15 protein-coding genes are annotated in these 14223 nt (G+C 59.9%); all 15 read left to right on the top strand.

Going from position 1 to position 14223, the window contains the following annotated elements:
• Nucleotides 1-60: 60 nt before the first annotated feature.
• The 15 genes from ACIPSK_RS14455 (at nt 61) to fliQ (ending at nt 14195) form a co-directional block, all read left to right on the top strand.
• Complete coding sequence (locus ACIPSK_RS14455; RefSeq protein WP_017967039.1) at nt 61-972, top strand: flagellin N-terminal helical domain-containing protein; 912 nt, start codon at nt 61-63, stop codon at nt 970-972.
• Nucleotides 973-1272: 300 nt separating this feature from the next.
• Nucleotides 1273-2235, top strand: a complete 963-nt coding sequence (locus ACIPSK_RS14450) for a flagellin N-terminal helical domain-containing protein (RefSeq protein WP_162117820.1) — start codon at nt 1273-1275, stop codon at nt 2233-2235.
• Nucleotides 2236-2437: 202 nt separating this feature from the next.
• Nucleotides 2438-3067 carry a hypothetical protein gene (locus tag ACIPSK_RS14445; RefSeq protein ID WP_162117819.1) on the top strand — a complete coding sequence of 210 codons (630 nt, stop codon included), beginning with the start codon at nt 2438-2440 and terminating at the stop codon, nt 3065-3067.
• Entirely contained in the window at nt 3064-4410 is a 1347-nt protein-coding gene (locus ACIPSK_RS14440) for a MotB family protein (RefSeq protein ID WP_162117818.1), read from the top strand. The genes ACIPSK_RS14445 and ACIPSK_RS14440 overlap by 4 nt, the downstream gene beginning before the upstream one ends.
• Before the next feature lie 4 nt (nt 4411-4414).
• On the top strand, nt 4415-5710 hold the full coding sequence (gene motC / locus ACIPSK_RS14435; RefSeq protein WP_162117817.1) for a chemotaxis protein MotC: 1296 nt from the start codon (nt 4415-4417) through the stop codon (nt 5708-5710).
• A complete protein-coding gene (fliK, locus tag ACIPSK_RS14430) occupies nt 5707-7134 on the top strand; it encodes a flagellar hook-length control protein FliK (RefSeq protein WP_162117816.1) in 1428 nt (475 codons plus the stop codon). The genes motC and fliK overlap by 4 nt, the downstream gene beginning before the upstream one ends.
• A complete protein-coding gene (locus ACIPSK_RS14425; RefSeq protein ID WP_162117815.1) occupies nt 7082-7639 on the top strand; it encodes a lytic transglycosylase domain-containing protein in 558 nt (185 codons plus the stop codon). The genes fliK and ACIPSK_RS14425 overlap by 53 nt, the downstream gene beginning before the upstream one ends.
• A 280-nt stretch (nt 7640-7919) precedes the next feature.
• Nucleotides 7920-8591 (top strand): transcriptional activator Rem, encoded by a 672-nt coding sequence (rem, locus tag ACIPSK_RS14420; protein WP_162117814.1) that lies wholly within the window; start codon nt 7920-7922, stop codon nt 8589-8591.
• 126 nt (nt 8592-8717) lie between these two features.
• Nucleotides 8718-10025 (top strand): flagellar hook protein FlgE, encoded by a 1308-nt coding sequence (locus ACIPSK_RS14415; RefSeq protein ID WP_017967047.1) that lies wholly within the window; start codon nt 8718-8720, stop codon nt 10023-10025.
• Between the two features lie 19 nt (nt 10026-10044).
• Nucleotides 10045-11532 (top strand): flagellar hook-associated protein FlgK, encoded by a 1488-nt coding sequence (gene flgK, locus ACIPSK_RS14410; RefSeq protein WP_162117813.1) that lies wholly within the window; start codon nt 10045-10047, stop codon nt 11530-11532.
• Nucleotides 11533-11535: 3 nt separating this feature from the next.
• Entirely contained in the window at nt 11536-12582 is a 1047-nt protein-coding gene (locus tag ACIPSK_RS14405) for a flagellar hook-associated family protein (RefSeq protein WP_017967049.1), read from the top strand.
• 34 nt (nt 12583-12616) lie between these two features.
• The gene (gene flaF / locus ACIPSK_RS14400) at nt 12617-12964 is read left to right on the top strand and encodes a flagellar biosynthesis regulator FlaF (protein ID WP_162117812.1); all 348 of its coding nucleotides are present in this window, start codon (nt 12617-12619) and stop codon (nt 12962-12964) included.
• Nucleotides 12961-13410: a flagellar biosynthesis repressor FlbT gene (gene flbT, locus ACIPSK_RS14395; protein ID WP_003556571.1), complete on the top strand. Its 450-nt coding sequence runs from the start codon at nt 12961-12963 to the stop codon at nt 13408-13410. The genes flaF and flbT overlap by 4 nt, the downstream gene beginning before the upstream one ends.
• A complete protein-coding gene (gene flgD / locus ACIPSK_RS14390; protein ID WP_064249898.1) occupies nt 13401-13829 on the top strand; it encodes a flagellar hook assembly protein FlgD in 429 nt (142 codons plus the stop codon). The genes flbT and flgD overlap by 10 nt, the downstream gene beginning before the upstream one ends.
• 99 nt (nt 13830-13928) lie before the next feature.
• A complete protein-coding gene (gene fliQ / locus ACIPSK_RS14385) occupies nt 13929-14195 on the top strand; it encodes a flagellar biosynthesis protein FliQ (protein WP_017967052.1) in 267 nt (88 codons plus the stop codon).
• Nucleotides 14196-14223 lie beyond the last annotated feature (28 nt).

Raw genomic sequence — 14223 nt, 5'->3', positions numbered from 1 at the left:
TTCCCGGTAGCTTTCCGGAATGTCCCTTTTTTCCATCTGCCAACAAGGGGCAATCATTTTATGACCAGCATTTTGACGAACGTCGCGGCGATGGCCGCTCTTCAGACACTCCGCGGCATCAACGACAGCCTTGAGACGACGCAGAACCACGTATCGTCGGGTTACCGCGTCGAAAAGGCCGCCGATAACGCCGCCTATTGGTCGATCGCAACGACCATGCGTTCGGACAACAAGGCACTATCCGCCGTTTCCGACGCTCTCGGCCTCGGCGCCGCCAAGGTCGACACCGCTTACTCTGCCATGGACAGCGCCATCGACATCATCAGCGAAATCAAGGCGAAGATCGTTGCCGCGACCGAAAAGGGCGTCGACAAGACCAAGATTCAGGAAGAAATCAGCCAGCTGCAGCAGCAGCTCCTGAGCATCGCGCAATCGGCTTCCTTCTCCGGTGAAAATTGGGTTGCCGGCGCTGACGGCACCAAGAGCGTCGTTTCCACCTTCGTGCGCGATGGCAACGGCAATGTCTCGGTCAAGACAACGGACTACATTCTCAACTCGGGCTCCGCAGGCAACGTCCTCTTCGGCATGACCACGACTGGCACGATCGAGACGAGCTCCGGCATTCTCGGCACATCATCCGGTACAATCGGCTCGATCTACTCGATGGATATCAGCACGTTCGGCTCACCTGAGATCGCCATGGCCCTGACCTCAATCGAGGCCGGCCTCGAAGCGATGACCAAGGCTGCGTCGCAGCTCGGCTCGATTTCCACTCGCATCGAGCTGCAGGAAAACTTCGTCGGCGCGCTCAGCGACTCGATCGACTCGGGCGTCGGCCGCCTCGTCGATGCCGACATGGAAGAGGAATCGAGCAAGCTGACGGCGCTGCAAACGCAGCAGCAGCTGGCCATCCAGTCACTGTCGATCGCCAACTCCAGCGCTCAGAACATCCTCACGCTGTTCCGCAGCTAAATCAGACGCTGAAGCTGGACCGAATCTTGCGCCATCGTCTGGCAGCAATCGAAAACCCTCCTGGACCGCGCCCGAAACGGCGCGGTTTATTCTTTTATATCAAAGCCTTGGTCGGCACTTCGATCGCTGCGCCATGCTCAGTGCTGCGCTCTTGCCCAACAGGTTGTTATCGAGTTAACTTCGCCTCGAGTTGATTTGCTTTTGCGACACGCCGGTAGAAACGCTGCCGGAGGCATGACGCCACTTCAGTCGCCGCCGGCAATCCGGCCTGCCCTATCACCCCGATTCCGAGACCTGTCGATGACCGTTAAGATTACCAGCGCGGCCGCGGTGAATGCGCTTGCGGTGCTGCGCAGCATCAACAAAGAAGCCAACCAGACCCAACAGCAGGTGTCCTCGGGGTATCGTATCGAGACGGCCGCCGACGATGCGTCCTACTGGTCGGTCGCGACCGTCATGCGCTCGGACAGCACCAATCTCGGAACGATCGGAGATGCGCTCGGTCTCGGCGCTGCCAAGGTGGATGCCACCTACACGGCGATGAACTCGGCGATCGATCTCATAGGCGACATTCGCGCCAAGTTGGTTTCGGCAAGAGAGCCGGGCGCCGACAAGGACAAGATCAACGCCGAGATCGGCGAGTACAAGGAACAGCTGCAGACGGTCGTTGAATCGACGTCGTTTGCGGGTGAAAACTGGCTGTTGAACGGCGATACCGCCGCGCCGCCGAACTGGCAGGTCATCTCTGGTTTCGTGCGCGCTCCGACCGGCGAATATCAGGCCCAGACCATCGATTTCCCATCCTCGCAGACCATTCTCGTCGATAAGAACAATGCGAGCGGCGGCCTGCTGACCAAGCCGGTCGATGCCAACGCCATCAATAACAGCGGCACGACGTCGCGGAACTACTATTTGCTGAACGCCAATTCCACCACGCCGGCTATCGGTACGGAAATTGCGATTGGCAAGAGCACGACCGATGCGCAACTTACCGACATGCTTGACGTCACCGACTCGCTGCTCTCCTCGCTGACGACGACGGCCGCGTCCATCGGCGTGATGAAGACCCGCATCGACGATCAGATCGACTATACCGCCGATCTGTCCGATTCGATCGACAAGAGCGTCGGTGCGCTCGTCGATACCGACATGGACGAGGCTTCGATCCGGCAGAAGGCGATCGAAACCCAGAAGCAGATGGCCGTCGAAGCGATCTCGATCCTCAACACCGCCGCCAGCAAGGTCCTGATCCTGCTGGAGTAGGGGGTGGGCGCGATCACGGGTGGCGGCGCCATTCATCCTCGCGCAAGTTTGACTTCTTAGTTTCCGGCATGAAGGCATCGTTCGAATCCGTGCCGGCGCAGGGTCAGGCCCTTGCCCGTTTCGAAGGGAGATGCCGGCGCGCAAGGTCACTTTGGGCGGGGGCGGGCATGTTGCATGCCTCCCGAATGCTGGATGGTTTTTTATGAGCATTACGCTTTCCCGGTATTTGAAGGATTTCGGTGAACCGGAATCGTCAGCGCCGATCCTTGATATGGACGATTTCGGCGGCGACCCTTTCCCCGAAATGCCGAGCGAACCGGCGATCGACGTCGAGGCGGAGCGCCGCGAAGCCTATGCGGAAGGTCATGCCGCAGCGACCGTGGAATTGACTGAGAAATACGAACTCGAGGCGCGGATGCTGGCGGAGGTCCATGCGCGTGAACTCGAAGAGCTGAAGCTGCGTTACGAAGTCGAGGCGGCGGCGGTCATTGCATCCCGCATCCGCGATATCGCCGAAGAGGTCGCGCAGCTGGTCAGCGCCGGCGCCGCCGTTGCCATCGCGCCTGTGATGACCGAGGCGCTTGCCGCCAAGGCTGCCGAGAGCCTCGCCTTTCTGCTGCGTGACGCGATCCTCGAAGGCGCGGCTGGAGCGGTCGTCGTCAGGGGGCCGACCCGGCTTTTCGACATCTTGAAGGCCGAGCTCGGTGAACATGCCAGCGCGGTTCGCCACATTGAGACCGACGATATCGATCTTGCCGTCGAAATCGGTGATTCCGTTATCGTCACCCGTATGTCCGCCTGGGCGGCCAGCTTGAAGAAAGTTCTCGAATGAGCGAAGGCGAAAACCACCACCACGGCAAGAACGAGATCATCATCGTCAAGAGACATGGCGGCGGTGATCACGATGGCGCCCATGGCGGTGCGTGGAAAATTGCCTATGCCGACTTCATGACGGCGATGATGGCGTTCTTCCTGGTCATGTGGCTGGTCAATGCCGCCAACGAGGAGACCAAGGCCTCGGTCGCGACCTATTTCAATCCGATCAAACTCTCCGACGAAAAGCCGACCGAGAAGGGCCTGAAGAAGCCCGTCGACAACGCCGAGGGCGAGGAGAAGCAGGAGAAGTCGAAACAGAAGGAAGAAGATCCGAACGACGGCAAGGCTGCGGCCGATGGTGACGACCAGACATCGACATCAGGCGACCAAACCAATTATTCCGAGGCCGATTTCTTCGAAAATCCTTATTCGGTTCTGGCCGAAATCGCCCAGGAAGTCGGCCAGCAGGCCAATGTCAGCGCCAAGGGCGACGGCGGCGCCGCCGATTCCGGCCCGGCCACCGGCGCCGATGGCGGCGAGGCCTATCGTGATCCCTTCGATCCGGATTTCTGGACGAAACAGGTTGAGGTCACGACGGCCGGCAAGACGTTGCCGCCCGGCAAGAGCGACCAGCAGGCGGTCGAGAGCGAGACAAGCGAGATCGCCAAGGTCGAGGATATGAAGCCTTTACCGCTGACCACCGATCAGAAGGCCGCCAAGGAAACCAAAGAAACCAAAGAAACCAAGGAAACCAAGGAAACCAAGGGCGCGGTCGACGCCAAGGACGGCAAGGCGCCAGCCGGCAAGTCGCCCGAGAACAAGAAGGCCGAAGCTCAGAAAGACGCCGATCACCAGAAGGATGCGGACAAGCGCGCCGCCGAGACCGAGCAGCAGCAGAAGGAAGCCGAGCAACTGCAGGCAGAGATCGCCCAGCAGATCGGCGGCGTTGCAGGCAAGCTCGCCGAAGGCCTGAGCGTGACGGCGTCCGAGGGCGGATTGCTGGTCAGCATCTCCGACCAGACCGACGATCCGATGTTCAATATCGGTTCTGCAGTTCCGCGCCAGGAGATGGTGCTCGCCATGGAAAAGATCGGCGCGATCCTGAAGGCGAGGGGTGGTGCGGTTGCCATCCGCGGCCACACGGACGGGCGCCAGTATAAGGGCACGCAGAACGAGAACTGGCGGCTTTCGATGGATCGTGCCCAGAGCGCCTACTACATGCTTGTGCGCGGCGGGCTCGACGAGAAACGCATCTCGCAGGTCTCCGGCTTCGCCGACCGTCGGCTGAAGCTGCCGTCTGACCCGTTCAACGCGACCAACCGCCGGATCGAGATTCTGGTGCAGGCGGATCAAGGATAGTCGAATGGCGCGTCGGCAGCATCGCTACGTCGGATTTATGGCCCTTGGCCTGGCGATACTTTCGCCGGCCGCAGGCAATGCACAGGATCCGGATGATCTCGCGCCATACAAGATGCTGCGGTCGTTGCAATTCGTGCAGGATTCCGTCGTCAGTGGCGATCATTCGGCCGGCGAGATGCAGCGCTTCATGCTGGGTACGATCGACGAACGGCTGCGCACCGTCGATCCTTCGACGTTCGACGACGACCGCAATGTCGACGCAGCGCTGATCTACGCGATGAGCGGCGGCAATCCCCAGACGCTCGAATATCTGATTGCCCACGACGTCAACGGCTATTTCGACAACCGCGTCACCGATGTGCTGCGCAAATATCTGAGCGGCAAGGGGCTCCTCGTCGCCAAGACGCTGGTGGAGACGGCCAGGGAATATCGCGACAAGAAGATCGGCCCCTATCTTGCGCTGATCGGCGGCAACGTGTTGATCGCGACGAAACCGGCTGACGCGCTGGATCTCTACGACCAGGCGCGTCTTGCAGCACCCGGTACGATCGTCGAGGAGGCGGCGTTGCGCCGCTCCGTTGCCATCTGCGTCGACAAGGGAATGCTTGATAAGGGAATGGCCTATTCGCAGCGTTATGTTAGACGCTTCCTGCATTCGCCCTATGCCAGCCAGTTCGCCGATCTTTTCGTCACGCTCGTCGTCGGTCACGATCACGACGTGAAACCACAGGACGTCATCGACATCCTGTCCTTCATGGACGCTCCGCGCCAGCGCGAGGTCTATTTGCGCATTGCCCGCGCAGCCGCGATATCAGGCAAGCCGGAGCTGGCGCGCATGGCGGTCGGACGTGTGCAGTCGCTGGGCGCCGGCACCGACAATGCCTTCGGTCCGCTCGCGGATTTCTATGGCGGTATGGCCGGCCTTCCGACAGAGGATATCGACCGGGCAGCGAAGAATGTCAGCGGCATCGACGGCAACGCGCTTTCGCCGCGGGATCAGGCGCTGCAGGAGGCGGCGCGCTCGGTTGCCGAGCAGATCCTGCGTGCTCCCGACCCGGCAAGCCTGACGCAAGCCTCAGATCCTAACACTGACCATCAAGAAATCACTTCTGAAAAGGCTGTGGCTATAGCTACGCAACCGGGAGCGCCAAGCGCGCTTCCCGAGCCTGTTCCAGGAGGTGTGGCATCGACTGGCCAAAGCCGGGATACCGACCCCTCATTCAACGCATTTGTGACGACCAATCGATCCAAGCTCGACGAGATCGACGGTCTTCTGGCGCAGGAAGGCAACGAACAATGATGGATATGAGCGTCTCGGGCGGAGCCCCCGGTGCGGAGTCCGCCGCGATTGCGAAATCTGCGCGACCGGCCGGAAAAGACGATGCCGCCGGCCAAAAGAACGGCTTCTCCGACGCGCTGGCCAAGGCAAGCGGCAGTGCTGCCAATGACGATGCCGATGATGCGCAGCCGGATCAGGGCGTGGTTGCCGATGGCAGCACTGAGAAAGCGGCGCGGACGATCCGCGGCCGCAACGGCGCAAAGCCGTTGATCGATCTTGGCGACGCCGCTCTGAAGGCACAGGCGGAGGTGCAGCCAGAAACGATTGCCAATGTTGAAAAGGTCGCGCCAAAACCCGCGAAGGCCGAGATCAAAATGCCGGCCGATCTCGCCTTCGGCAAGCGCGATCCGAAGGACAGTCCCGCAGACGAGGTTGCTCCGGCAGCCAAGGGCGGCAAACACACCAAGGCCGACGCGCTGGAAACCGATACGGACAACGCTGGTGACGATGATGACGGCGGCATTTCCGATGTTCTCGGCTTGCTGAAGCAGGAACCTGCCGATGGTGCGGTGACCTTGCCGACGGCGGCAGCCGCGCATCACGTCTCCGCCAAGGTCGATGAGGCTGGAACGGCCGACAAGAAATTCGACGCCAAGGTGGACGGCCATGCGTCCGACGCCCTGGCGGCGGTCAGCAGCAACATCGAGAGCGGCACGGCGGATGACATCAAGGTTCCCGGATCGGAGGCTGCCGAAGCTGCCGATGGCAAGACATTCAGGATCAGTCGCGCCGATGGCCGCGGCGTCTCGATGGATGTCCAGATCGGCGCCGATCAGGCCGGACCGAAGGATGGGTCGAAGAAGGCCGATGTCGAAAACGTTTCGGTGCTCGAATCGCGCCGCTATATCGGCCTGATGCAGAATTCGAATTCCGCCGCCGTGACCGCTGCTCTCTCGGGCAATTCCGAATGGGCGCGCGCCATGGAGCCGAGCTCGGCGCTCTCCAACGCAGCGGAATGGACGAGCACCGGCAAGGTGGTCAATACGCTGAAGATCCAGATGAACCCGCTCGATCTCGGCCTGGTGACGGCGACCATGCGCCTGTCCGGCGACGCCCTGAACGTCGACCTCAAGGTCGAAACCGGGGCGGCTTACCGTCAAATGAAGGAAGATCACGGCAAGATTCTCGAAGCTCTGCGCAGCCAGGGCTATGCGGTCGAAAACGTCACCATCAGCATGGCGCCGGTCGAGCGTCCCGACGCCGGCAACCAGGGCCAGGCCTCCCAGCAGCAATCGCCTCCCCAGCAGGGGCAGGGCGGCGAGGCGCGCGAGCGCCACAATCAGACGGCACAGCGGACGGACGGAGGCTTCAATGGTGCAGGCGAGACGGGTATTGAGGACGCTCGTACTGGCGGCAGCAGCGGCACTGGCGGTGTTTACCTCTGAGGCGGTTGCCTCCACCGGGGCCTGCGAACGCGAAATCCAGTCGGCAGCGGCTAAATACGGCATCCCGGAAGGCATCCTCTATTCGGTCGGTCTGACGGAGACCGGCCGCAAGGGCTCGCTCTATCCTTATGCCATGAACATCGAAGGCAAAGCGATCTTTCCGCCCTCGGAGCAGGACGCGATGCGGCAGTTCGATGTCGCCCGTGGCAGTGGCGCGAAGCTCATCGACATCGGCTGCATGCAGATCAACCATTATTATCACGGCGAGAATTTCAGTTCCGCCGAGGAGATGTTCGACCCACATCGCAACGTGGAGTATGCTGCAAAATTCCTCCGCAACCTGCATGACCGTCATGAGACATGGACGATGGCGGTAGCAAGATACCATGCCGGACCCAACAACAATCCGGCACAGAAGCAATATGTCTGCCGCGTCATCGCCAATCTGGTCGCCACGGGCTACGGTAAGTGGACTCCCAATGCGAGTAACTTTTGTCAAAATTGACTCAACCAAAGATGGAAGAGCCACATTGTGACGAAATTGTGTCACAATGTGGCGGGAATCCGGCGTGAATCCCCTGCGCAAGTCATATTTAACCGACCGTTAACTTTTCCACGAAATTTTGGTGTGCATAGTCAGGCGTACCCACTAGATATAGATCAAATCGCTACGCAGATCTTAATCAATTATTAATTTCTGCCATTAACTTTAACGAGTTGTCGCCGATTCGTGCGATTCGTACCCATAGATCATCGAAGTGCCACACTGATTCGGAGGCGGACGAATGATCGTAGTGGTTGATGAGCGTGAGCTTGTGAAAGACGGTTACACATCTCTGTTCGGCCGTGAGGGTATTCCCTCCACCGGCTTTGATCCGGCGGAATTCGGCGAGTGGGTACAGACCGCCGCCGATTCCGACATAGCTGCAGTCGAGGCCTTCCTGATCGGGCAGGGCCAGCGCAACTTCGAACTGCCCCGGGCGATCCGGGATCGGTCGATGGCGCCGGTGATTGCGGTCAGCGACCAGCACTCGCTCGAAAACACCCTTGCGCTGTTCGACTGCGGCGTCGACGACGTGGTGCGCAAACCGGTGCATCCCCGCGAGATCCTCGCAAGGGCGGCTGCGATCCGGCGCAGGCTGAAGGCGATCGCCAATTACACCGAGATCGGCGGGATCCGCGTCTACTCGGATGGTCGTGACCCCGAGATCAACGGCGAAGTCTTCGCACTTCCCCGCCGCGAGCGCCGCATCCTCGAATATTTGATCGCCAATCGCGGTCGCCGGGTCACCAAGACCCAGATCTTCAACGCTATCTACGGCATCTTCGATGAAGAGGTCGAGGAGAACGTCGTCGAAAGCCACATCTCGAAGCTGCGCAAAAAGCTGCGCAAGAAGCTCGGCGTCGATCCGGTCGATTCCAAGCGCTTCCTTGGCTACTGCATCGATTGGGCCTGATTTTCTCGGCCGGGCGGCGGCGCCCGGCTGAACCTCAAAGTCGGCCTCGCAACTCGCCATGACAGACAGCTTCACGCAAGGCCCGACAAATACTCTCGTGCATAACAGGTAAAACGAGGTTTTCAGATGAGCATTTTCGGCAGCATGAAGACGGCAGTATCGGGGATGAACGCTCAGGCCAACCGCTTGAGCACGGTCGCCGACAACATCGCCAACGTTAACACCACCGGTTACAAGTCCGTGTCGACGAGCTTCTCGTCGCTGGTTCTGCCTTCCTCGGGCGGCAATTACAATTCCGGCGGCGTTCAGTCCTCGGTCCGCCAGTCTGTCTCCGACCAAGGCGATATTTCCTACACCACCTCGGGCACGGACCTTGCGATCTCAGGCGATGGCTTCTTCATCGTTCAGGGTGCGGACGGCACGCCGGTTCTGACCCGCGCCGGCGACTTCACCAAGGACGACGAAGGCAATCTCGTCAATGCCGCCGGCTTCATGCTGATGGGCTATTCCTACGACGCCGGCTCTCCCGCTGTCGTCGTCAACGGCTTCGATGGCCTCGTTCCTGTCAACGTCAACCAGGAAGGGCTGACCGCCATCGCCTCGACATCCGGGGTCTTCAAGGGCAATCTCGATTCCGGCGCCAACATCGCCCCGGTCGCTCCTGCGACGCTGCCGAGCGCCAACGCCGCCACCACGACGGCCGACACCAAGAAGTTCTCGATGGTCGCCTACGACACGCTTGGCAACAAGGTGATGTACGACTTCTACTTCACCAAGACTTCGGTCGCGGCGACGCCTCCGCCGGCACCTCCTGCCGTTAACAGCAGCTGGCAAGTTGCGATCTTCCGCAACGCCAATGCGGCAACGGGCGGGACGACTTCCTTTCCCTACAGCGCTGGCGGCGCCGTTGGCACAACCACGCTCGATTTCGACGCCAACGGCAAAATAACCAACTCGACGGGCTCCGTTAACATCGCCGATACTGTGACGGGTCAGACCATCAAAATGGATCTCTCCGGCTTCACGCAGCTCGGCGCAGCGTTTGCCGGCACGGGTACGCCGAACGGCCAGGCGGCAAGCCCGGTCAAGGACGTCACGATTGATGGCGACGGCATCGTCTACGCCAAGTACGAAGATGGCACCAATAAGCCTCTCTACCGTATTCCGCTGGCAAACGTCGCCAGCCCCGACAAGCTGACGCTCCAGAGCGGCAACGTCTACAGCGCCAACGGTCAGTCCGGCGTCACCGTTACCGGCTTCCCGCAGACCAACGGTCTCGGCACCATCAAGTCAGGCGCCCTCGAAGGCTCGAACGTCGACCTTGCCGGCGAACTGACCGAGATGATCGAATCGCAGCGCAGCTATACCGCCAATTCCAAGGTCTTCCAGACGGGGTCCGACATTATGGACGTCCTCGTCAACCTCAAGAGATAAGCAAGGTACCGGGTAAGCCATGTCGCTCACATCCGCACTTAATACCGCGCAGAACATATTCAACAATACCGGCACTCAGAGCAGCGTGGTATCGAACAATATCTCCAATGCCGGCAACAAAGATTATGTGCGCCGGCAGGCGATGCTCACTACGTCCTTGAATGGTGCCCAGGTCGTCAAGATCGACCGGGCGCAGGAAGATGCGCTGCTGCGTCAATACCTGAAGACATCCTCTCAGGACAGCGCCCAGCAGGCGTTGCTCGGCGGTCTCGAGGACCTGAAGTCGATCGTGGGTGGCAACGACTACGAAACGTCGCCATCCACCTATCTCGGTGTTTTTCAGCAGAAGCTTCAGGCCTTCCGCACGACGCCGGGCAGCACCGTCGCCGCCCAGGGCGCCATCACCGCCGCCCAGGACGTCGCCAACTCGCTGAACAATGCCTCGCAATCCGTTCAGGACGTTCGCGCCACCGCCGACAAGCAGATCGCCACCGACGTCGATAAGCTGAATACGCTTCTCAGCGACTTCGAGAAGGCCAACAATGCGGTGAAGACCGCCACGGCCTCGGGTGCGGATGTATCCGGAGCTCTCGACGAACGTGAGAAGGCTCTCAAGCAGATTTCGCAGATCGTCGGCATCAACACCACGACGCGCGACAATAACGACATGGTGCTGAGCACGTCTGACGGGACGATCCTGTTCGAGACGGTTCCGCGCACCGTGACGTTCAAGTCTCAGGATATCTATACCGCCACCACTGTTGGCAATTCGGTTTATGTCGACGGTGTGGCCCTTCCGCGCGGCAGTGGATCGACGACGACAGGGCAGGGAAGCCTTCAGTCTCTCCTCCAGGTCCGCGACGAGATCGCCCCGAACTTCCAGAAGCAGCTCGACGAAATCGCCCGCGGCCTGGTCTCGCTCTTCAAGGAGCAGAACACGGCGGCTGGCCCGGCCTATGTGCCCGGTCTCTTCACCTGGAGCGGCGGCACGGTCGATACCGGCGCCACCGCGGTTGCCGGCATGGCGTCGACCATCAGCGTCAGCAGCACCGTCATCACCTCGCAGAACGGCGATCCGATGCGCCTGCGCGATGGCGGCATCAATGCTACCGGCCTCGTCAACAATCCTACCCACCTCAGCGGCTACACGACGGACCTCGATCGTCTCTATACCGCCTTGGGCTCCGACATCGATTTCGATCCGGCGGCGGGACCGGCGGTCGGCTTCGACGCCACGACGGGTATCGATTCGAACGTCAGCATCATGGAATTCGCCACGAATTCGCTGGGCTGGCTCGAGCAGTACCGCAGCAACGCCACGACGGCGGCGGAAAACACCTCGGCGGCGCTGTCGCGCTCCGACGAAGCCTATTCGAATGAGACGGGCGTCAACCTCGACGAGGAGCTGACGCTGCTCCTCGATATCGAGCAGTCCTACAAGGCGGCGACCAAGATCCTGAACGCCGTTGACGAAATGTTGAAGTCATTGCTGGATATTGCGAGTTAAGCCATGAAGAGCTCTTTTATTTCAAGTTCGGCCATTCAGAACGCGATGCGCTTGACGATCCGTCAGGGGCAGAATCAGATGACCAAGGCAACGATGGAAGCGACGACGGGCGTCTATGCGGATATCGGTATCTCGCTCGGCGGCAACGCTGCCAGGAGCGTCGACTTCAGCCGCGAGGTCGACAGGATAGACTCGATCAAAGCAAGCAATTCGCTCGTCACTGCGCGCATGGAATCCTCGCAGCTCGGCCTTTCCAAGATGAAGGATGTCGGCGATGGCCTGGTTTCGAAGCTGACGGCGCTCCAGGGCAGCCACGACCCCGGCAGCATCACCGTCGCCATCCAGTCCGCCACCAGCGCCTTGTCCACCATGATGGACACGGCCAATACCATGGTGAACGGCGAATATCTGTTCTCCGGCATCAATACCGATGTGCAGCCGCTGACCGACAAGACAACCGCGACGAGTGCCGCCATCGTTACGGCCCTGAACGCTTATGCGGCAGGACTCCCGAAGGCGGTCAAAGATCTGACTGGCGCCGAAATGAGCACCTTCATCACCACGACGGTGGAGCCGATGTTTAGCCAGGCCAACTGGACCAACGCGACGACCGGCTGGTCGCAGGCATCGAACCAGAACATGACGAGCCGCATCAGCAACTCCGAAGTGATCGAATCCTCGACCAATGCCAATTCCGAGGGCATGCGTTACTTCGCGCTCGCCTCGGTGATGACCTCGGCGCTGTTGGGCCAGGATCTCAGCAGCGATGCGATGAGCACGGTGTCCAAGCAGGCGATCAGCTATACGACGAAGGCAACCAGCGGCCTGGTGACGCAGGCAAGCCAGCTCGGCCTTTCGCAGGAGCGCGTCAAGAAGTCCAACGACGCCCTCGATGCCCAGTCGAATATCATCAAGAACAAGCTCGTCGATCTCCAGGGTGTCGATCCCTACGAAGCCTCGACCCTCGTCAAGACTTTGGAAACGCAGCTTGAAACCGCTTACACGATTGTCTCGAAGATCCAGCAGTTGAGTCTAGTAAACTACCTTTGATGAGCAAAGGCGCGCAATAAAGAAGGATGCATGAATGTATCAGTTCTCATATGCCGAAGTCATGCAGGACTCGGTGGCCGACGCTAAAGAGCGGGAATGGCAGGTTCTCGACCGGTCCATAGACCTGCTGTCGTTGGCGCGCGACAAGGAAAAATACGGCCGGGAAGCCATTGAAGCCCTGTTTTATACCCGCCGGGTGTGGATCAGTTTCATCGAGGATCTCAAACATCCCGACAACCAGCTGGAGATCGGGCTCAGGGCCAACCTCATCTCGATCGCAATCTGGATATTGAAGGAATGCGACAGGATCAGAAAACGTCAGTCCAATAACTACCAGGGCATCATCGACGTTACCACCATCATCAGGGATGGACTTAAATGAAAAGTACACTTCGCATTTCTCTGAAAGCCGGAGAAAGAATCTTCATCAACGGCGCTGTCCTGCGCGTCGACCGCAAGGTCGCGCTGGAATTCCTGAATGATGTGACGTTCCTTCTGGAAAATCACGTCCTCCAGCCGGAGGGCGCCACAACGCCGCTGCGTCAGCTCTATTTCATTGCGCAGATGATCCTCATCAACCCTGAGGGCAAGGATCACTCGACGGCGTTGTTCCGCAAGTCGATCACCATGCTGCTCTCCTGCTTCAAGAACGAGGAGATCCTCGCCGAACTGAAGCGCATCGATGCACTCGTCTCGACGGGCCGCGCCTTCGATGCGTTGAAGGCGATCCGCGGCCTCTACGCGATCGAAGACAATATCCTCAACAACCACGAAATGCCGCCGACGATGGTCGAGCAGATTCGCAGGGAGATTGCACCATGGCGGTAGATGCAACATCAAGCGTGGCCAAAACGAGTTCGACGAGTACGACGAACACGGCCCAGCAGAAGGCGACGCTGAACTACGACAATTTCCTTCAGCTGCTCATCGCGCAGATGAAGAACCAGGATCCGACCGATCCGGTCGACGCCAGCGAGCAGATGTCGCAGCTGGCGAGCTTCTCGCAGGTCGAACAGACGATCCAGACCAATACCAAACTGGATACGCTGCTCGCCAGCTCGAGCCTCACCCAGGCCAGCAGCTATGTCGGCAAATACATGGAAAGCGCCGACGGCACCGTCAAAGGCACCATCGAATCCGTCAAGGTTTATTCCGACGGAATCATTGCGACAACCACGGCTGGCGGTAATATACTCGTGCAGGCGGGAATCACTGTTGCCGACAAGGCGCCGACCAGCGATACCTGAGACTAACGGCGCCGGTGCGCAGTATGGCTCGGTTGATACCAATCAATGGCGGTCCGGCCACGGCGGGGCCACTTCAAGGCGATATGAGGTTGCCTTCAGATGAATGAAGCTGATGCATTGGATCTGTTCCAGGCGGCGATCTGGACCGTCCTGATTGCCGCGGGTCCCGCCGTCATCGTCGCGATGGCGGTTGGTCTCATCATTGCGTTGATCCAGGCGCTGACCCAGGTGCAGGAAGCAACGCTGACCTTCGTGCCGAAGATCGTCGCGGTGCTGATCACGGTCGGCGTCACCGCACCTTTCGCCGGCTCGCAGATCTCCATTTTCACCAATCTGGTCTTTTCGCGCATCCAGTCCGGCTTCTAGAACAGGATGATTTTAGGCTGGGTCGGCC

This window comes from Rhizobium sp. LARHSG275, assembly GCF_052871115.1.
Note: the sequence above shows the minus strand (reverse complement) of the source record. Positions and strands in the feature narration are given on the sequence as shown.